Origin of the sequence: Cupriavidus sp. H39 (assembly GCF_050271075.1) — a bacterium.
Taxonomy (GTDB): Bacteria; Pseudomonadota; Gammaproteobacteria; order Burkholderiales; family Burkholderiaceae; genus Cupriavidus; species Cupriavidus necator_B.
On sequence record NZ_CP189848.1, the window covers coordinates 3,456,806 to 3,475,307 of the forward strand.

Here is an 18,502-nt window from a genome sequence, read left to right on the forward strand (position 1 = left end):
CACGCCGACCGCGAAATGTCATAAAAAAACCAAGCCCGCAGGCCTGGTCTTCCATCACACGCGAAACCCGATCACCGTGCAATCGGCTTATACCGGATCCGCTTCGGCTTGGCCCCTTCCTCGCCCAGCCGGCGCTTCTTGTCGGCCTCGTACTCCTGGTAGTTGCCGGGGAAGAACTCCACATGCGAGTCGCCCTCGAACGCCAGGATGTGGGTGGCGATCCGGTCCAGGAACCAGCGGTCGTGCGAGATCACCATCACGCAGCCGGCGAATTCCAGCAGCGCGTCTTCCAGCGCGCGCAGCGTTTCCACGTCGAGGTCGTTCGACGGCTCATCGAGCAACAGCACGTTGCCGCCGGCGATCAGCGTCTTGGCCATGTGCAGGCGGCCGCGTTCGCCGCCGGACAGCGTGCCGACCTGCTTCTGCTGGTCGCCACCCTTGAAGTTGAAGCGGCCGATATAGGCGCGCGACGGGGTCTCGTACCGGCCCACCGTCAGGATGTCGGAGCCGCCCGAGATCTCTTCGAACACGGTCTTGGTGCCGTCCAGCGCGTCACGGCTCTGGTCGACGAAGGCCATCTTCACGGTCGGCCCGATCTTGATCTCGCCGCTGTCCGGCTGTTCCTTGCCCGTCAGCATCTTGAAGAACGTCGATTTACCGGCGCCGTTCGGGCCGATGATGCCGACGATGGCGCCCGGCGGCACCTTGAAGCTCAGGTTTTCGATCAGCATGCGGTCGCCAAAACCCTTGCTGACGTTGTCGAACTCGATCACCTCGTTGCCCAGGCGCTCGCCCACCGGGATGAAGATTTCCTGGGTCTCGTTGCGCTTCTGGTAGTCCTGGCTGTTGAGCTCGTCAAAGCGGGCCAGGCGCGCCTTGGACTTGGCCTGGCGCCCCTTGGGGTTCTGGCGCACCCACTCCAGTTCCTTGTGCAGCGCCTTCTGGCGTGCCGATTCGCTCGCCTCTTCCTGCTTCAGGCGCGCTTCCTTCTGGTCCAGCCACGAGCTGTAGTTGCCCTTCCACGGGATGCCGTGGCCGCGGTCCAGTTCCAGGATCCACTCGGCGGCGTTGTCGAGGAAGTAGCGGTCGTGGGTCACGGCCACCACGGTGCCGGGGAAGCGCGTCAGGAACTGCTCCAGCCAGTCGACCGATTCCGCATCCAGGTGGTTGGTCGGTTCGTCGAGCAGCAGCATGTCGGGGCGCGACAGCAGCAGGCGGCACAGCGCCACGCGGCGCTTCTCGCCGCCGGACAGGTTGCCGACCTTGGCGTCCCACGGCGGCAGGCGCAGCGCGTCGGCAGCGATTTCCAGCTGCAGTTCGACGTTGTTGCCATCGCTGGCGGCCAGGATCGCTTCGTACTTGGCCTGGTCGGCGGCCAGCGCGTCGAAGTCGGCGTCCGGCTCGGCGTAGGCGGCGTAGATTTCATCGAGCTTCTTGCGCGCTTCAAACACGCCGCCCAGCGCCTCTTCCACCGACTCGCGCACGGTCTGCTCGGGGTTGAGCTGCGGCTCCTGTGGCAGGTAGCCGATGTTCAGGTTCGGCATCGGCGTGGCTTCGCCCTCGATTTCCTTGTCGAGGCCGGCCATGATCTTGAGCAGCGTGGACTTGCCCGAGCCGTTCAGGCCGAGCACGCCGATCTTGGCGCCGGGGAAGAACGACAGCGAGATGTCCTTCAGGATGTGACGCTTGGGCGGAACGATCTTGCCCACGCGGTTCATGGTGAAAACGTACTGTGCCATGGGTGCGTGCTGGAATGGGTGCGGGAATGGCGGGAGTGTATCAGGCACGCCGGGGCATGAAGCCCGCGCCAGCTGGCTTTGGCCCCCGCCGGTACAATTGCGGGTTCGACTTTCCGCTGATTTTCCGAGCCATCGCCATGAGCAAACCCGCCCTGACCCTGAAGTTCCAGTGCAAGAAGTGCACCAAACCCGTCACGCTGTACCTGCAGAAGACGTCGGCATGCTCGCACATCACCCCGTACCAGGGCTTCTGCAAATGCGGGGAGATGATGCGCCACGCCACTGGCGACAAGGACGCGGTCGAGTCCTTCGTCAACTCGCTGGACAACAGCTGGATGCACCACCATCACCACCACCACTAAGCAGGCCGCTGCGCGGGCTGCCGTCGCTGCCATGACCGAGACCTGGCGCCCCGCCGGCAAGGACCCGATGCGGTTCCTGGGCGGCTATCCGCCCGGCGTGCTGGAGCCGGTGCGCGAACTGATCGCCGCCGGCCGGCTCGGGGACCACCTTGCCCGCCGCTATCCGGGGCGCCACACCGTGCAGACCGACCGCGCGCTGTACGAATACGTCACCGATATCAAGCAGGAATACCTGCGCAGCGCGCCGCCGCTGCACAAGGTCGGCTTCGATGCGCGCCTCGATTCCGCGCAGCGCGCGCTGGGCCTGCATACCGCGATCTCGCGCGTGCAAGGCGGCAAGCTCAAGGCCAAGAAGGAAATCCGCGTGGCCTCGCTGTTCAAGGAAGCGCCGCCGGAATTCCTGCGCATGATCGTCGTGCACGAGCTTGCCCACCTGAAGGAAAGCGAGCACGACAAGGCCTTCTACCGGCTCTGCGAATACATGGAGCCACGCTACCACCAGCTCGAGTTCGATACGCGGCTCTACCTGGCGTGGCGGGAGCTGGAACGCGCCAGTCCCGCCAGTGCAGGCACTCAGGCGTCGCAGGCGTAGCGGAATGACCCGTTCAGGGTCTTGGGCAACACCAGCGTGCGCAGGTTGGCCGCCTGCGCCTTGGCGCACAGGCCCGCGCGCGTGGCGGCGTCGCGGTACTTGGTGGCGTACTCGATCTGGAACACCGGCTTGCCCTGCCCCGTGAACGCGGTATAGGCGCCGCACTCCTTGTACTGAAAGCACTGCTCGTTGATGGCGAAATCGAAGCTCGCGGCCAGGTCGGCCACCTGCTCCACGTCGTTCTTCAAACCCACTGCCAGCCCGCGCGCGTGCGCCTCGGCCGCCAGGAAGCGGTTGTAGTCCAGCTGCGTTTCCGCCGTCAGCGGCAGGCCGCTGCTGTTGTTATAGCCGTCCACGTTGTCCGGATCGACCGCATCGCAGCCCTTGCTGAGCGCCAGGTCCATGCGTGCCTGCATGATGCGGCGCACGTTGGCCGAGCTCGTATCCAGCCAGCGTTCACCGGCCCAGCCTGACAGCGGTGCGCCCTGGTCCGCCTCGGTGAACTGGTTGTAGTCGGGGCGCCAGTCCTCGGAACTGCCCGCCGAGAAATAGCAGATCACGCGCTGGCCCCGGGCATGCAGCGCATCGATGGTGGCCTGCGGCGTATCGAACAGGTCGAAGTCATAGGCGGTCACGGCATAGCTGGTGTTGAGCTTGCCGGTCAGCTGGATCTGCCAGGTGTCGCTGATGGCAGGCGCCCAGCGCGTGGTGACGCTGGTGGTGGAGGTGGTGCCGTACTTGGTGGCTTCTGTCGCGGCGGCCGGCGCGGCCATCGCCGGCGCGTCCCCGTCCCCGCCGCAGCCGCCCAGCGCCATTGACAGCGCAACGGACAGCATGGCTCCCGCCATGGCTGCAAATTTGCCGTGCATGATTTTCCCCTTCCTTATCGTTGTACCCCGTTGAAAAGTCATCGGCCCATGTTTTCCCTGCCTCGCACCGGCGGGCCTGCCGCTGTGGTGCTTGCAATGTAGCGGATTCATAGCCTGGTTTGGAATGCGCACCGGCCCGCTGTTCGTGCATTGCAACACATAACGTTCTTGACGCAACGCCGAGGCGCTATGTATAAAGAGCGCGTGGGTAGAAGCGGTCGATTGGACAGCAGCGGTGCAATGCCGCGACGTTCAACTGGAGATTGCTCACTGACGGAGTGTTTCGTCGGTGGCGCAGTGCTCCAGGCGCTTCCCTGACAAAGACTCCCGATCGCAGCATGCAAGGCCGGCCCCGCGGCGTTGTTCGCGCGCGCCCGCCGCATGCGTGTCCAACCTAGTCATTGTTAGGGGATCTCCCATGATCATCGACACCAGCTGTTATCCGACCAACCTGGTGGACCTGGCCTGGCGCCACGACGGCGACCCGTTTACCGGCGAGCGCCTGATCCAGATGATGGACGGCCCATTCACCATCAACGGCAAGCCGCGCCGCATCGACAAGGCCTTTATCCAGCCGCCGCAGGGCAACACCATCTACACCTACACCGACGGCGTGAAGTCGGGCAGCGAATCGATCGACGCGTACATGGCCTACACCGTCGAGATGGTGCAGAAGTATCCCGACCGCTTTATCGGCTGCTTCGTCTACAACCCGCGCTGCGGCGTGCAGAACGGCGTCAACGCGATCGAGCACTACGTGAAGAAGCTGGGCTTCAAGATGGTCCAGTTCCAGGCCAACATGCACGCCTACCGCCCGGACCGCGCGCTTGACTGGCTGCGCCCGGCGCTGCAGAAATGCGCCGAGCTGGGCGTGCTGGTCAAGCTGCATACCGGCGACGGCCCCTACAGCATTCCCACGGAATGGGTGCCGATGATGAAGGAGTTCCCGACGGTGAACTTCATCATGGCCCACTTTGGCGTGCAGACCGGCGGCGTGTACTGCTTCGAGCCGTTCCAGATGGCCATGGACATGCCCAACGTGTATTGCGAATCGGGCTGGTGCCTGCAGTCGCGCATCGTTGAGTTTGCCAAGGTGCTGCCCAAGCACAAGATCCTGTTCGGCTCCGACACCCCGCCCAACGAGCCCGGCATGTGGCTGCGCCTGCTGGAAGTGCTGTGCTTCGAGCCGCCCCAGGGCCTGAACCTGGATGAAGACACGCTCGAGGACTACCTCGGCAACAACGTCGCCCGGATGATCGGCCTGGAGCCGACCCCGGTCCCGCGCACGCTCGAAGAAGCGAAAGCGCGCCTGGCCGCGTAAGGCCAGCGCCCGCGGGCCAACGACAACGGACTCCGGAGCACACAACATGATTATCGATACCCATCTGCACCCGACCAATCTCGTCGACGAAGCCTGGCGCCACACCGGCGAGCCCTTCAACGGCGAGCGCATGCTCAAGATGATGGACGGCCCGTACATGATCAACGGCAAGCCGCGCCGCATCGACATGGGCTTTATCCAGCCGCCGCCCGGCAACACCGGCTACCGCGACGGCAACCGGCGCGGCCGCGAAGGCATCCGCGACTACATGGCGTATATCGCCGAGCTGTGCCAGAAATACCCTGACCGCTTTATCGGCAACTTCACCTTCAACCCGCGCTGGGGCCCGGAAGAAGGCGCGCAGGAGCTGGAATTCCACGTGAAGGAGTACGGCTTCAAGATGCTGAAGCTGCATGCCAACATGCACGGCTACCGGCCCGACCGCGCGCTCGACTGGCTTCGCCCGGCGATGAAGGTCTGCGCCAAGTACAACGTGGTGGTGCTGATCCATACCGGCGATGGCCCGTACACGATCCCGACCATGTTCTACCCGATCATCCGCGAATTCCCGATGGTCAATTTCATCATCGGGCATTTCGGCATCCAGACCGGCGGCAACTACTCGTTCGAGGCGTTCTGGATGGCAATGGACACGCCCAACGTGTACTGCGAATCGGGCTGGTGCTTCCAGTCGCGCATCGTCGAGTTCGCGCGCCAGCTGCCGCGCGACAAGATCGTGTTCGGCACCGACACCCCGCCCAACGAGCCCGGCATGTGGCTGCGCGAGCTGGAGATGCTGTGCGGCCCCGCGCCGCAGGGCATGGACCTGGATGAGGTCGGGCTGGAGGACTACATGGGCAACAACATCGCCCGGCTGGTCGGCATCGAGACCACGGCGCCGCCAAAGACGCAGGAAGAAGCGCTGGCGCGGCTGAAGGATACCTACGCCAGCACCCGCTAGCCGGTAGCAGTTCGGCAGGCAGGCACGGCACGGCGGCCGGGCGCATTTCCGGCCGCCGGGGCAGCCTTCGCCCTGGCCAACCCTGACCACAGGAGCCGATCATGAACTCACCTTCAGCGCCCTTTGCCTCGACGGCGGCGGCGCCCCAGCCTTTCCACGACACCTCGCAGGACTTCCACCAGTTCCTGGCCGCCTACCGCGAGGCCTTTCCCGAAGACGTACTGCATATCCGCGAGCCGGTCGGCGCCGACCAGGACCCGACCGCGCTGGTCTGGGCGCTGGCCGCGCAGGGCCGCCACCCGGCCTTGCTGTTCGACCATGTCGAAGGACTGGGCACGTCGCTGGCCACCAACCTCTTCGCCTCGCGCGAGCGCGTCGGGCGCATGCTGGGCGGCGTGCCGCCCGCCGGCATCCATGCCGAATACCAGGCCCGCAGCCGCCGCATGGTGGCGCCGCGCGTGCTGGATAGCGGCGCCGTCACCGGCCAGGTCGAAACGCAACACATCGACCTGCGCACGATTCCGGCGATCAAGCATTTCGCCACGGACCGCGGCCCCTACATCACCAACGCGATCCTGATCGCGGAGGATCCCGACAGCGGCATCGGCAATGCCAGCTACCACCGCTCGATGCTGCATTCGCCCACCGAGATCGCCACCAGCCTGCATTCGCGCGGGCACCTGTGGCGCATGCAGCAGCGCGCCGCCGAACTGGGCCGGCCGCTGCCGGTGGCGATGGTGATCGGCGCGCATCCGTTGTTCATGCTGGCCGGCGCCGCGCGGCTGCCGTTCGGCGTGGACGAGCGCCATGTAGCCGGCGGCCTGTTCGGCGCGCCGCTGGAAGTGGTACGCACGCCTCGCCACGGCATCCTGGTGCCGGCGCATGCCGAGATCGTGCTCGAGGGCGTGATCGATCCCGAGGCGCGCGTCGACGAAGGTCCGTTCGGCGAATTCACCGGCTACTCGTCGGACCGCTCGACCAACAACCTGGTGCGCGTGCAGAGCGTGATGCGCCGCACGGATGCGTGGCTGGTCGACGTGGTCGGCGGCAACTCGGCCGAGCACCTGAACCTGGGCCGCATCCCGCGCGAATCCGAGATGGTCGAGAAACTCAGGGAGCGCTTCCCCGGCGTCACCGCGGTGCACTACCCCAGCTCCGGCACGCACTTCCACGCCTACGTGGCACTGCGCCAGAGCCGGCCCGGCGAGGCGCGCCAGGTGATGCTGGGCCTGCTCGGCTGGGATCCGTACCTGAAGACCGTGGTCGCGGTCGACGAGGATGTCGACATCACGCGCGACGAGGAAGTGCTGTGGGCGATGGCCACGCACCTGCAGCCGCATCTGGATGTGGTGGTGGTGGATGGGTTGCCGGGCAGCGCGCTGGACCCTTCGGCATCGGGGGTGGGCACGACCTCGCGCATGGGGCTGGACGCCACGCGCGGACCTGCCTTCGACGGCATCCGGGCGCGTATCGACCCGGCCGCCATGGCGCGCGCGGCAGCGTTGCTGGCACGGCTGGAACGTGCGGCGTCCCACGTGCCGTAAGGGATAACCCGCTGAAAACGGCGAATTCATCGTGTCACCCGATCGATAAATCCGCCGCGAACGTTGTACCTTCCCGCCGCCGCTGTCATGCTGGACTGACAAGACAGGACAGGCGCGGGCATCGCACGAGAAGGATGGCACGACCATCCCGGACAGGAAACTGCCGGCGACCTTGGCGACACGTGAGCGCAATGCGCGACCGGCGTGATACCGACCAAAGGAGACAGCATGAACCCCACCTTGCCTGCGCAAGGGAATGCCCCAGTGCATCCCGTCGACGAGGTCCTGCCCCCGCCCCGCCTGCTCGCCCTCGGCCTGCAGCATGTGCTGGTGATGTACGCCGGCGCCATCGCCGTGCCGATGATCATCGGCGGTGCCCTCAAGCTGCCCAAGGACCAGGTGGCCTTCCTGATCGCCGCGGACCTGTTCTGCTGCGGCCTGGTGACGATGATCCAGAGCATCGGCATCTGGAAGGTCGGCATCCGCCTGCCGGTGATGATGGGCGTGACCTTCACCGCGATCGCGCCGATCATCGCCACCGGCTCGAACCCTGCGCTGGGGCTGCCGGCGGTGTTCGGCGCGGTGATGGTGGCAGGCATCTTCACCTACTTCGCCGCGCCCTATGTCGGCAAGATGGTGCGGTGGTTCCCGCCGGTGGTGACCGGCACCGTGGTGCTGGTGATCGGGATCTCGCTGATGCGCGTCGGCATTAACTGGGCCGCGGGCGGCAACCCCACCCTCAACACCGCGGCCGGTCCCGCGCCCAACCCCAACTTCGGCCTGCCGGTAAACATCGCCATCGCCACCGCGGTGCTCTGCACAGTGCTGGCGCTGGTGGCCTTTGCGCGCGGCTTCCTGTGCAACGTGGCGGTGCTGATCGGCATTGCGGTCGGCTTCGTGATCGCGCTGTCGCTGGGCAAGGTCAATTTCGACGGCCTCCACAACGCGCACTGGGTGGAGTTCATCACGCCCTTCCATTTCGGCTGGCCCACCTTCGACGCCATGACCGCGCTCACCCTGTGCGTGGTGATGATCGTGATCATGATCGAGGGCGTGGGCCAGTTCCTGGCGCTGGGCGAGATCGTGGGCCGTCCCGTGGGCTGCGACGACATCGCGCGCGGCCTGCGTGCCGACGGCGTGGGCGCGCTGGTGGGGGCGGTGTTCAACACTTTCACCTACACCTCGTACGCGCAGAACGTGGGGCTGGTGCAGGTCACCGGCGTGCGCAGCCGCTGGGTCTGCGCCACCGCCGGCGGCATCCTGGTCGTGCTGGGCTGCTTGCCCAAGCTGGCCTTCTTTGCCGCATCGATCCCGCAATATGTGCTGGGCGGCGCGGCGCTGGTGATGTTCGGCATGGTGGCGGCCACCGGCGTGCGCATCCTCGGCCACGTGGACTTTGTCGAGAACAAGAAGAACGCCTACATCGTCGCCGTCAGCGTGGCGCTGGGCATGATCCCGCTGGTGTCGGACAAGTTCTTCGCGCAGATGCCGGAGCTGCTCGCCAAGTTCTGCCAGAACGGCATCCTGCTCGGCACCCTGACCGCGGTGCTGCTGAACCTGCTGTTCAACGCGCGCTCGCCGGCCCCCCAGCCCCACGGCCTGGCCAAGGAACCGGCATGACGTAGTCAGCTGGCCTCGGCCAACCTGGCGCGATAGCGCATCAGCAGGTCGCGGAAGGCCTGGGCCGGCGGCGACAGCGACCGGTCCGCGTGCACCAGCAGCGAGATCTCGCGGTGGATCACCGGATCGGTCGGCATCACCGTGGCCAGCCCCAGCGCGGTGGTCAGCCGCGTGACCGCCGCGCTCATCACCGCGATGCCCAGACCGGCGTCGACCATGCCCACCATGGTCAGTGGCAGGAATACTTCGTGCACCCGCTGCAGCGAGATGCCGCGCGCGGCCAGCGCGGTGTCCAGGCAATCGCGGATCGGGTTGCCCTTGTGCGGCCCGATCACCGGCAGGCCCGCCACGTCCTCCCAGCGCAGCGTCTTGCGCCGGCGCAGCGGATGGTGCGCCGGCATCACGATCACGAACGGATCGGACATCAGCCGGTGCGCGCTCAGGTCGGGCTGTCCCTCGGGAATGGTGCCGATGCCGAAATCGACCTCGCCCGAGCTGACCATCTTGGTCACCTCGTGCTCGGACACGTCGTGCAGTTCCACCTTCACCCCCGGATGGCTCACGCAGAACTCGCGGATCACGCGCGGCAGCATCAGCGCCGCCTGGATCGACGAGGCCGCGATCGACACGCGCCCGCGCCCGAGCGTGCGCAGCTCGCTGGAATTCTCGATCACGCTGTCGATATCGGCCACCGCCTTTTTCACCAGCGGCAGCAGCTCTGCGCCCGCCTGCGTGATGTGCAGCTGTCGCGTGTGGCGGTCGAACAGCTTCAGGCCGAGGTTGGCTTCCAGCTCGTGGATCAGCGCGCTGACCGACGACTGCGACAGGTCCAGCTTCTCGGCCGCGCGGGTGAAGTGGCGCTCCTGCGCCACGGCGATGAACGCGCGCAGCTGGCGCAGCGACACGTTCATGTTGCTGAGGTTGGGCACGTTGTCTGCCTCCGGATATCGGGGTGCGCGCTTGCTTTGCCTGGGTCCGGCCAGCGCGTCTGATTCAGAGGGTAACACGATCAATTAATCCGTTTCCGGGTCTTTACCGATGAAGACCGTCCGCCCATGATGATTGCAACGGTGCGCGCCCCACAGCCCAGGCAGACGCCGCCGATGGCACAGACCAGGAGGAGCAATGAGAGCGTTTGAATACTTCGAACCGGCGACGCTGGCGGAAGCCTCGGCCATGCTGCACCGGTGCGGCGGCAAGGCCAGCGTGCTTGCCGGCGGCACTGATCTGCTGGTGCAGATCAAGGAGTCCGTGCGCCAGCCCGAGCAAGTCATCAATATCAAGAAGATCCCGGGCATGGACGTGCTGACCTTCGGTCCGGTCAACGGCCTGCGCATCGGCGCGCTGGTGACGACGCGCGCGGTGGAGACCACGGGCTTCGTGCAGCGCCACTACGCCAGCCTCGCCAGGGCGGTGACGGACTTTGCCTCGATCCAGGTGCGCCATCGCGCCACCGTGGTAGGCAATGTCTGCCGCGCGTCGCCGTCGGCGGATTCGATCGCGCCCTTGGTTGCCGACGGCGCCTCGGTGCACCTTTATGGCATGTCCGGCTCGCGCGAGCTGCGCGTGGAGGATTTTGTCACCGGCGTCGGCAGGACAGCCATCGCGGCGGACGAGATCGTTACCCGCATCACCGTGCCGGCGCCGCGCCCCAACACCGGTAAGGTCTACCTCAAGCATGGCCGCCGCGTGCAGATGGAACTGGCCACCGTCGGCGTGGCGGTATCGCTGACAGTCGATAACGGCCACTGCGCCGACGTCGGCATCGTGCTGGCCGCAGTCGGCCCCACCCCGGTACGTGCCGTGCGTGCCGAGCAGATGCTGCGCGGCCAGCGCGTGACCGACGCGCTGATCCTGCAGGCCGCGCACGCCGCCATGGGTGAGGCCCGTCCGATCAGCGACGTGCGCGCCAGCGAAGCGTACCGGCGGCAGATGGTCAACGTGCTGACCCGCCGCGCTCTCGAACAAGCCCTGGAGGCCGCCTTGCGCGGAGCATCATGCGAAAAATAATCGAACTCGTCATCAACGGCGAGCCGCGCGAGCTGGCGGTCGAACCGCACGGCACGCTGCTCGACGCCCTGCGCAACGACGCCGGCCTGACCGGCACCAAGAAGGGCTGCGATGTGGGTGAATGCGGATCGTGCACCGTCATCATCGACGGCCGGCCGATGAACAGCTGCCTGGTACTGGCGCCCGAGGCGCACGGCTGCCACATCACCACCATCGAAGGCGTGCAGCCCGCGCCCGACACCGTGCATCCGATCCAGGAGCAGTTCATGCAGTGCGGCGCCGCGCAGTGCGGCTTCTGCACGCCGGGCTTCGTGGTGATGGCCAAGGCGCTGCTGGATGAGAACCCGCATCCCACCCGCGACGAGATCCGCTTCGCCATTGCCGGCAACATCTGCCGCTGCACCGGCTACACCAAGATCATCGAGGCCATCGAGAAGACCGCCGAGGCCATGGACCCCGCGGGCTGCAAGGCCCGCGCCAGCGAGGAGGCATGATGACCCACGCCGTGATCGGACACAGCGTCAAGCGCACCGACCTGCTCGACAAGGTCACCGGCAACGCCCGCTACGTTGCCGACATGCCCTTCCCCGGCCTGCTGTTCGGCAAGATCAAGCGCTGCAACGTCGCCCACGCCAGGATCCGCCGCATCGACACCGCGCGCGCGCTGGCATTGCCAGGTGTCAAGGCCGTGCTGACCCACGAGAACGTGCCGCGCGTGCTGCACGCCGGCTCCCCGCATCCGCGCTCCGCCTCGGTGACCTGCGACCAGTACATCCTGGACGACAAGGTGCGCTACTGGGGCGAAGGCGTGGCCGCGGTGGCCGCCGTCAGCGAAGAGATCGCCGAGCGCGCGCTTGAGCTGATCGAAGTCGAATACGACACGCTGCCTGCCGTCTTCACCGCCGAAGATGCCGAGCGCTCCGACGCGCCGCGCATCCACGACCGCGAGCCTGGCGGCAACCTGGTGCTGCCGCCGGTCATCATCCGGCGTGGCGATGTGGAAGCCGGCTTTGCCGAGGCAGACTTCATCCTGGAAGGCGTCTACGAGGGCGGCCGCCCCACCCCCGCCTACATGGAGCCCAACGTGCTCACCTGCAGCTGGGACGGCAACGGCAACCTGACGGTGTGGATCTCCACCCAGACCGCCTTCATGGTGCGCGGCATCATGGCCGAGGTGCTGGGGCTGCCGCTGCACAAGGTGCGCGTGCTGGTCGACCACATGGGCGGCGGCTTCGGCGCCAAGCAGGACCTGTTCCAGCATGAGTTCCTGTGCGCGCTGCTGGCGCGCGAGACGCGCCGCCCGGTGCGCATGGAATACACGCGCGAGGAAACCTTCCTCGGTGGCCGCACGCGCCATCCGGCGAAGATCTGGCTGAAGCAGGGCTTTCGCAACGACGGCACCATCACCGCGCGCCAGGCGAAGGTGGTGTTCAATTCCGGCGCCTACGGCTCGCACGGCCCCGGCGTGACCAATGTCGGCACCGCTGCGATGGTGTCGCTGTACCGCTGCGACAACGTGCTGCTCGAAGGCCGCTGTGTCTACACCAACAGCCCGATCGCCGGCGCGTTCCGCGGCTATGGCGTAGTGCAGACCTACTATGCGCTCGACGTGCAGATGGACGAGGCGGCCGCGCACCTGGGCATCGATCCCGCAGAACTGAAGCTCAAGAACGCGGTGCGCGAAGGCGATATCGCGCCGTCGAACCATCCGCTGATCGGGCATGGCCTGGAAGCCTGCATCGAGAAAGGCATGGAACTGGTCGACTGGCACGCGCTGCGGCGTCGCCCGCGCGACACCAGCGGCCCGGTCCGCACCGGCTGGGGCCTGGGCTGCGAGATGCATGGCAGCAGCGCCTATCCCGGGATCAAGGAGCAGGGCAACGCCATCATCAAGATGAACGAGGATGGGACCGTGGTCCTGCTGACCGGCGCGGCCGGGCTGGGCACCGGTGCGCATACCGCCCTCGCGCAGATCGTGGCGGAAGAACTGACGTTGCCGTTCGAGGCGGTATCGGTCGTGCATGGCGACACCGATGTCGTGCCCTGGGACATCGGCGCCTTTGCCAGCCACACCACCTACATGGTCGGCAAGGCCGCGCAGATGGCGGCGGGCGAGATCAAGCGCCAATTGCTCGAGCGCGCCGCCAGGTTGATGGAGTGCGAGCCCGCGGACCTGACGCTCTCGGCCGGCGTGATCGCCGTGCACGACCGCGACGGCCCCACGCTGACGGTGCGCGAGGCGGTGATGCCGCGCAAGGGCATTCCCGCCGCGCAGCTGGTGGGCACCGCCACCTATCACCCGACCAAGTCGTATTCGTTCGCGGCGCATTTTGTCGAAGTCGCGGTCGATACCGAGACCGGCTTCATCACCGTGCGGCAGGTGGTGCCGGTGCACGATGTCGGCAAGGTGATCCACCCGGTGGCGGCCGCGGGCCAGATCGAAGGCGGCATCCAGCAGGGCATCGGCCATACGCTGTACGAGGACTACCAGATCGACATGCGCACCGGCCGCTCGCTCAATGCCAACTTTGTCGACTACAAGATGCCGCTGGCGATGGATATGCCGGAGATCCGCACCGTGATCCTCGAAGCCGCGCCGGACCCCGGCGGCCCGTTCGGCGCCAAGGGCGTGGGCGAAGACCCGATCGTCGCGATCGGGCCGGCGATTGCCAATGCGGTGTTCGATGCCATCGGCGTGCGCTTCCGGCACTACCCGATCAAGCCGGAACAAGTGCTGCAAGCGCTTGCCGAGAAGGCGGCGCAGGAAGGCGGGCAGCGATGACCCGCAAGCAACGCCTGGTCGTCGCCATCACCGGCGCCAGCGGCGCGGTGTACGGCGTGCGCATGCTGCAGGCGCTGGCGGCGCTGGACGGCTGGGAGACCCACCTGGTCTGCTCGCCATCCGGCCTGCTGACCGCGCACCATGAGCTGGGCCTGCAGCGCCCGCAGATCGAGGCCATGGCCGACGTGGTCCACAACGTGCGCGATATCGGCGCCACCATTGCCAGCGGCTCGTTCCGCTGCGATGGCATGGTGGTGGCGCCGTGCTCGATGCGCACGCTCGCCGCCATCGCCACGGGGCTGGCCGACAACCTCGTCACCCGCGCCGCCGACGTGATGCTCAAGGAGCGGCGGCGACTGGTGCTGCTGGCGCGCGAGGCCCCGTTCCACCTGGTGCACCTGCGCAACATGACCACGGTCACGGAGATGGGCGCCATCGTGCTGCCGCCGGTGCCGGCGTTCTACGCGCATCCGCAGTCGGTCGACGACATCGTCAACCACACCGTCGGGCGCGTGCTGGACCTGTTTGACGTGCCGCACGACATGGTGGAACGCTGGCAAGGCCTGCGCGCCAACGTCGCCACCGCCTGAGAAGTTCTCGCCTCGCCGTAGCGAGGCACGCAGTACCCAACCCGATAGAAATCAGGAGACAACATGAACGCACCTGCCGTCGCACAACAGCCGCCCGTCCCGGTCACCATCCTTACCGGCTTCCTCGGCTCGGGCAAGACGACGCTGCTCAACCACATCCTGACGCAGAAGCACGGCCATCGCATCGCCGTGATCGAGAACGAGTTCGGCGAGGTCGATGTGGACTCCGACCTGGTGATGACCTCGGACGAAGAGATCTACCAGATGACCAACGGCTGCATCTGCTGCGTGGTCGACGTGCGCACGGACCTGGTGCGCATCCTGCAGAAGCTGCTCGAGCGCCCCGAGCGCTTCGACCATATCCTGGTCGAGACCAGCGGACTGGCCGATCCCACCCCGGTGGCGGCCACCTTCTTCATGGACCATGAAGTGGCCAGGCAAGTCACGCTGGACGGCATCCTGACGCTGGTCGATGCGGTGCATATCGAAAGCCACCTGGACGACCCGCAGCTGACTGGCTTCGACAACCAGGCCGTCGACCAGATCGTCGCGGCCGACCGTGTGATCCTCAACAAGACCGACCTGGTCGACGCCGCGCAGCTCGACCGGCTGGAGGCCCGCATCCACCGCCTGAACGAGGGCGCGCAGATCCTGCGCTCCAACTTCGCGCAGGTAGACCTGGGCAAGATCCTGGGCATCGGCGGCTTTACGCCGGGCTCGATCCAGGCCGACGCGCATGATGCCCCCCACGGTCACGCCCATGCGCACGACCATGAGGATCACCAAGATCACGATCATGTCTGCGACGAGCACTGCGATCACGCGCACGATGACGATACGCATGGCCACCGCCACGATCCGTCGGTCACCTCGGTGTCGCTGGTGTTCGACCAGCCGTTCGACCGCCAGCGCCTGGAGCACGGCCTGAAGGCGCTGCTGGCCGCGCAGGGCGACGATGTGTTCCGGATGAAGGGGATCGTCGCGGTGGAGGGCGATGACCGCCGCTACGTGCTGCAGGCGGTGCACCGGCTGATGGATTTCCACCCCGCCGACGCATGGGGCGCCGAAGCCGCGCAGAGCAAGTTCGTCTTTATCGGCCGCCATCTCGACAAGCTGCGCTTGCAGACGCTGCTCAAGGTCTGCCTGCCCGTGGCGCAGGCCGCCTGATACCGCACCGGCGGCAGCAGTGCTGGCTTGCCGTCAGTCCTGTTGCCGCGCTGCCGCCCCCAACGTCTGCGACGGCAGCTCGCCGAACTCGCGCCGGTACTCGCGCGAGAACAGGCTCAGGTGGGTAAAGCCGTGCCGCAGCGCGATCGCGCTGACCATGCCCTTCTGTTGCGGCGCCCGCTGCAGGTCGGCGCGCGCGCCATGCAGGCGCAGCAGCCGCAGGTACTCCATCGGCGTGGTGTTCTTGCTCTTGCGAAAACCCAGCTGCAGCGTGCGCGCCGAGATCCCGCAGTGCGCGGCGATCTGCTCCAGCGTCAGCGGCTGGTCGAGGTTGGCGCGCAGGTAGGCAATGGCGTTGCGCACATAGTCCGGCAGCACGGCTTCGAACCGGCGCGGCAGCATATTGCCGTCCGCGGCAAAGCGGTCGAGCAGCAGCGTCGACAGTACGATGCGCTCGATGCTGGCATCCACCACCGGCACGCCGCTGCCTTCGCGCCGCACCCGCGTTTCCGCGCGCAGGTAGCCCACCAGCGCCTGCCAGCGCCCGGCGCGGCCATCGTCGGCCACCGGCTGCATGTCGAATTCGATCGGCGCCGGCGGCTCGAAGCTGAACTGCTGGCGGAACGCTTCTTCGATCAGCTGGCGGCGGATCACCACGCTGAAGCGCTCGCAGCCTGGGTCCAGCGACAGCGTGGTCGGCACGGTGGGCGAGAACACAAAGGTCGCCCCGGGCGGCATCAGCATCGCGCCACGCGGCGTCTCCACGCGGCATGTGCCCGCCAGCACGGTCTGGATCACGAACTCGTCCTTGTTCGGCTGCGGCTCGATCTGCACCGCCTGGTTGTAGGCGATGGTCACCAGCGTCAGCCGTCCGATGGTGCTGGTGTCGATGCGCGCATCGAGCGCCGCATCGGCCTCCGCTGCACGCAGCCGTGTCGGGCCGAACACGCGCCCGGACAGCGACTGGATCCGATCGAGGTCCCCGCCGCGGCTGAGTGGCGAACGGCATGCTGCAGCGAACCGTCCTGCGTTGGGTGACATGTTCGATAGGGACGGAAAAGTTGAAAGGAGCGGCCACGAGGACCTGGCCACTGACGACTCCAGGCGCATGCGCACGACTGCGCCAAATCTTGCTCACGCCCGCTGCGAACGCTCCCCTCTCCCGCGAAGTGGGAGAGGGGTGGGGGTGAGGGCCGGCGCATCAACGAAGTGCACCCCGTCGGTATGCAAGTGCCCGCCCTCACCCCTGCCCCTCTCCCGCAAGCGGGAGAGGGGAGCAAACACGCGGCGCGCGGCGCGCGGCACGCGCTCGCCGCGAAACACGGCATCCATCCTATGACCCCCACCTCTCTCACGCAACCCAAGGGAAACCCCTGATGCCCCAAGCACGCATTTTGCAAGCCTCATTGCGGCCCGGTGCCACGGCCTTCGCAATAACGCTATGACGGCATGCCGCGCCTCACTACTGTTCAAGGCATGCGTGCGCCATGCGCCGCGCATGGCACCGTGACGGACCGAGCCCGGCAACCACAGACCGGGCCAGCCGCCGCCGGCATGGCGCACTTCCCCCAGCACGCGGCAGGAGACAAACATCATGCAAGCAGCGGTTCATCCCGTCGACCAGATCCTGCCGGCCCGCGCCATGGCGTCGCTCGGCTTCCAGCACATGCTGGTCAGTTATCTCGGCGCCATTGCGGTGCCGATGATCGTGGCCGGGGCGCTCAAGATGACGCCGGCCCAGACCACCATGCTGATCAGCACCGCGCTGTTCACCTCCGGCATCGCCACGTTGCTGCAGACCGTGGGCTTCTGGAAGTTCGGCGTGCGCCTGCCGCTGATGCAGGGCGTGGCGTTCAGCTCCGTGGGCCCGGTCATCGCCATCGGCACCGATCCCACGCTGGGCTTCAACGGCGTCTGCGGCGCCATCATCGCCGCGGGCGTGATCGCGATGTTGCTGGCGCCCGTGATCGGCAAGCTCAAGCGCTTCTTTCCGCCGGTGGTCAGCGGTTGCACCATCACCGCGGTGGGCCTGTCGCTGTTTCCGGTTTCGTTTCACTGGTTTGGAGGCGGAAGGGGCGCGCCGGACTTCGGCGCGCCCATCTTTTTCCTGGTCGCCTTCGGCGTGGTGGCACTGATCCTGCTGATCAACCGGCACGGCTGCGAGCTGGTGCGCAACCTGTCGGTGGTGATCGGCCTGCTGGTCGGCGGCGCGGTGGCGTGGATGCTGGGGATGGGCAGCTTCGATGAAGTCGCGCGCGCGCCGTGGTTCACCATGGTGACGCCGTTCGCATTTGGCATGCCTACCTTTAACCTCGGCGCCATCACCACCATGGTGATCGTGATGGTGGTGCAGATGGTGGAATCGATGGGCCTGTTCATCGCCGTCGGCGATATCGTCAAACGCCCGCTGACCGAGCGCGACGCCACCCGCGGCCTCCGCGCCAACGGCCTGGCCAGCGCCATCGGCGGCATGTTCGCGGCGTTCCCGTATATCGCGTTCATGGAGAACGTGGGGCTGGTGATCGTCACCGGCGTGCGCAGCCGCTGGGTGGTCGCCACTTGCGGCGTGATGTTGTGCGCGGTGGCGCTGGTGCCCAAGATCGGCGCGCTGTTTGCTTCGATCCCCGCCGCGGCGCTGGGCGGAGCGACCATGGTGATGTTCGGCGTGGTCGTGGCGGCGGGCATCAAGACGCTGGGCGAGGTGGAATACGAGCGCAACCCCAACAATCTCTCCATCGTTTCCATCACGCTCGGCTGCGCGATGATGCCGGTGATGCTGCCGGGCATGCTGGAAAAGCTGCCCGGCTTCCTGCAGCCCTTTGTCCACAGCAGCGTGATCATCGCCTGCGTGGTTTCCGTGGTCCTCAACCTGATTCTCAACGGCCTGCCAGCGCGTGAAGCCGACGAACTGCCCGCCAGTGCCGACAACGTCCAAGGGGTCTGAA

General features: G+C 66.7%; 16 protein-coding genes. 12 read left to right on the forward strand and 4 right to left on the reverse strand.

All coding sequences use genetic code 11. The features are described from left to right. Positions 1-71: 71 nt before the first annotated feature. On the reverse strand, positions 72-1,739 hold the full coding sequence (ettA, locus tag ACOCMH_RS31385) for an energy-dependent translational throttle protein EttA (RefSeq protein ID WP_171516719.1): 1,668 nt from the start codon (positions 1,737-1,739) through the stop codon (positions 72-74). A 137-nt stretch (positions 1,740-1,876) separates the two neighbouring features. Here ettA and ACOCMH_RS31390 point away from each other — a divergent pair, with 137 nt between their 5' ends. Together ACOCMH_RS31390 and ACOCMH_RS31395 are read left to right on the forward strand one after the other, a co-directional pair. Continuing rightward, the gene (locus tag ACOCMH_RS31390; RefSeq protein WP_340528580.1) at positions 1,877-2,101 is read left to right on the forward strand and encodes a hypothetical protein; all 225 of its coding nucleotides are present in this window, start codon (positions 1,877-1,879) and stop codon (positions 2,099-2,101) included. 67 nt (positions 2,102-2,168) lie between these two features. Further along, positions 2,169-2,693: a YgjP-like metallopeptidase domain-containing protein gene (locus ACOCMH_RS31395; RefSeq protein WP_427313400.1), complete on the forward strand. Its 525-nt coding sequence runs from the start codon at positions 2,169-2,171 to the stop codon at positions 2,691-2,693. On the opposite strand, the gene ACOCMH_RS31400 is transcribed toward ACOCMH_RS31395, so the two are convergent. After that, positions 2,675-3,562: an endo alpha-1,4 polygalactosaminidase gene (locus ACOCMH_RS31400; protein ID WP_427311537.1), complete on the reverse strand. Its 888-nt coding sequence runs from the start codon at positions 3,560-3,562 to the stop codon at positions 2,675-2,677. The genes ACOCMH_RS31395 and ACOCMH_RS31400 overlap by 19 nt on opposite strands. Before the next feature lie 418 nt (positions 3,563-3,980). On the opposite strand from ACOCMH_RS31400, the gene ACOCMH_RS31405 reads away from it, so the two are divergent. The 4 genes from ACOCMH_RS31405 to ACOCMH_RS31420 all read left to right on the forward strand — a co-directional run bounded on the left by ACOCMH_RS31405 (position 3,981) and on the right by ACOCMH_RS31420 (position 9,008). Next, positions 3,981-4,883 carry an amidohydrolase family protein gene (locus ACOCMH_RS31405; protein ID WP_115705056.1) on the forward strand — a complete coding sequence of 301 codons (903 nt, stop codon included), beginning with the start codon at positions 3,981-3,983 and terminating at the stop codon, positions 4,881-4,883. A 46-nt stretch (positions 4,884-4,929) separates the two neighbouring features. Continuing rightward, positions 4,930-5,844 (forward strand): amidohydrolase family protein, encoded by a 915-nt coding sequence (locus tag ACOCMH_RS31410; protein ID WP_427311539.1) that lies wholly within the window; start codon positions 4,930-4,932, stop codon positions 5,842-5,844. Positions 5,845-5,945: 101 nt separating this feature from the next. Next, a complete protein-coding gene (locus tag ACOCMH_RS31415; RefSeq protein ID WP_427311541.1) occupies positions 5,946-7,388 on the forward strand; it encodes a UbiD family decarboxylase in 1,443 nt (480 codons plus the stop codon). A gap of 228 nt (positions 7,389-7,616) precedes the next feature. Then, a complete protein-coding gene (locus tag ACOCMH_RS31420; RefSeq protein ID WP_427311542.1) occupies positions 7,617-9,008 on the forward strand; it encodes a nucleobase:cation symporter-2 family protein in 1,392 nt (463 codons plus the stop codon). Between the two features lie 5 nt (positions 9,009-9,013). Here the strand turns inward: ACOCMH_RS31420 and ACOCMH_RS31425 are convergent, their stop codons facing one another. Continuing rightward, the gene (locus ACOCMH_RS31425; protein WP_427313401.1) at positions 9,014-9,919 is read right to left on the reverse strand and encodes a LysR family transcriptional regulator; all 906 of its coding nucleotides are present in this window, start codon (positions 9,917-9,919) and stop codon (positions 9,014-9,016) included. A gap of 214 nt (positions 9,920-10,133) precedes the next feature. Between ACOCMH_RS31425 and ACOCMH_RS31430 the strand changes: the two genes are divergently transcribed. The 5 genes from ACOCMH_RS31430 (at position 10,134) to ACOCMH_RS31450 (ending at position 15,557) form a co-directional block, all read left to right on the forward strand. Continuing rightward, positions 10,134-11,018, forward strand: a complete 885-nt coding sequence (locus ACOCMH_RS31430; RefSeq protein WP_427311544.1) for an FAD binding domain-containing protein — start codon at positions 10,134-10,136, stop codon at positions 11,016-11,018. Continuing rightward, positions 11,006-11,512 (forward strand): (2Fe-2S)-binding protein, encoded by a 507-nt coding sequence (locus tag ACOCMH_RS31435; RefSeq protein WP_427311545.1) that lies wholly within the window; start codon positions 11,006-11,008, stop codon positions 11,510-11,512. Before ACOCMH_RS31430 ends, ACOCMH_RS31435 begins: the two co-directional genes overlap by 13 nt. Beyond that, positions 11,512-13,800, forward strand: coding sequence for a xanthine dehydrogenase family protein molybdopterin-binding subunit (locus ACOCMH_RS31440; RefSeq protein ID WP_427313403.1), 2,289 nt, complete (start codon positions 11,512-11,514; stop codon positions 13,798-13,800). The genes ACOCMH_RS31435 and ACOCMH_RS31440 overlap by 1 nt, the downstream gene beginning before the upstream one ends. Then, a complete protein-coding gene (locus ACOCMH_RS31445; protein WP_427311547.1) occupies positions 13,797-14,390 on the forward strand; it encodes a UbiX family flavin prenyltransferase in 594 nt (197 codons plus the stop codon). The genes ACOCMH_RS31440 and ACOCMH_RS31445 overlap by 4 nt, the downstream gene beginning before the upstream one ends. A 63-nt stretch (positions 14,391-14,453) precedes the next feature. Further along, positions 14,454-15,557, forward strand: coding sequence for a CobW family GTP-binding protein (locus ACOCMH_RS31450; RefSeq protein WP_427311548.1), 1,104 nt, complete (start codon positions 14,454-14,456; stop codon positions 15,555-15,557). 33 nt (positions 15,558-15,590) lie between these two features. On the opposite strand, the gene ACOCMH_RS31455 is transcribed toward ACOCMH_RS31450, so the two are convergent. Beyond that, positions 15,591-16,598, reverse strand: a complete 1,008-nt coding sequence (locus tag ACOCMH_RS31455) for an AraC family transcriptional regulator (protein ID WP_427311550.1) — start codon at positions 16,596-16,598, stop codon at positions 15,591-15,593. Positions 16,599-17,151: 553 nt separating this feature from the next. On the opposite strand from ACOCMH_RS31455, the gene ACOCMH_RS31460 reads away from it, so the two are divergent. Beyond that, positions 17,152-18,501, forward strand: coding sequence for a nucleobase:cation symporter-2 family protein (locus tag ACOCMH_RS31460; RefSeq protein ID WP_427311552.1), 1,350 nt, complete (start codon positions 17,152-17,154; stop codon positions 18,499-18,501). The last annotated feature ends 1 nt before the right edge of the window (position 18,502 follow it).

Excerpts from the sequence above, each read along its gene's own strand:
- ACOCMH_RS31390 (WP_340528580.1), top strand. The coding sequence starts at position 1,877 with ATGAGCAAACCCGCCCTGACCCTGAAGTTCCAGTGCAAGAAGTGCACC.
- ACOCMH_RS31405 (WP_115705056.1), top strand. The coding sequence starts at position 3,981 with ATGATCATCGACACCAGCTGTTATCCGACCAACCTGGTGGACCTGGCC.
- ACOCMH_RS31440 (WP_427313403.1), top strand. The coding sequence starts at position 11,512 with ATGACCCACGCCGTGATCGGACACAGCGTCAAGCGCACCGACCTGCTC.
- ACOCMH_RS31395 (WP_427313400.1), top strand. The coding sequence starts at position 2,169 with ATGCGGTTCCTGGGCGGCTATCCGCCCGGCGTGCTGGAGCCGGTGCGC.
- ACOCMH_RS31420 (WP_427311542.1), top strand. The coding sequence starts at position 7,617 with ATGAACCCCACCTTGCCTGCGCAAGGGAATGCCCCAGTGCATCCCGTC.
- ACOCMH_RS31425 (WP_427313401.1), bottom strand. The coding sequence starts at position 9,919 with ATGAACGTGTCGCTGCGCCAGCTGCGCGCGTTCATCGCCGTGGCGCAG.
- ACOCMH_RS31445 (WP_427311547.1), top strand. The coding sequence starts at position 13,797 with ATGACCCGCAAGCAACGCCTGGTCGTCGCCATCACCGGCGCCAGCGGC.
- ACOCMH_RS31410 (WP_427311539.1), top strand. The coding sequence starts at position 4,930 with ATGATTATCGATACCCATCTGCACCCGACCAATCTCGTCGACGAAGCC.
- ACOCMH_RS31460 (WP_427311552.1), top strand. The coding sequence starts at position 17,152 with ATGCAAGCAGCGGTTCATCCCGTCGACCAGATCCTGCCGGCCCGCGCC.
- ACOCMH_RS31455 (WP_427311550.1), bottom strand. The coding sequence starts at position 16,598 with ATGTCACCCAACGCAGGACGGTTCGCTGCAGCATGCCGTTCGCCACTC.
- ACOCMH_RS31435 (WP_427311545.1), top strand. The coding sequence starts at position 11,006 with ATGCGAAAAATAATCGAACTCGTCATCAACGGCGAGCCGCGCGAGCTG.
- ACOCMH_RS31450 (WP_427311548.1), top strand. The coding sequence starts at position 14,454 with ATGAACGCACCTGCCGTCGCACAACAGCCGCCCGTCCCGGTCACCATC.
- ACOCMH_RS31415 (WP_427311541.1), top strand. The coding sequence starts at position 5,946 with ATGAACTCACCTTCAGCGCCCTTTGCCTCGACGGCGGCGGCGCCCCAG.
- ACOCMH_RS31430 (WP_427311544.1), top strand. The coding sequence starts at position 10,134 with ATGAGAGCGTTTGAATACTTCGAACCGGCGACGCTGGCGGAAGCCTCG.
- ACOCMH_RS31400 (WP_427311537.1), bottom strand. The coding sequence starts at position 3,562 with ATGCACGGCAAATTTGCAGCCATGGCGGGAGCCATGCTGTCCGTTGCG.
- ettA (WP_171516719.1), bottom strand. The coding sequence starts at position 1,739 with ATGGCACAGTACGTTTTCACCATGAACCGCGTGGGCAAGATCGTTCCG.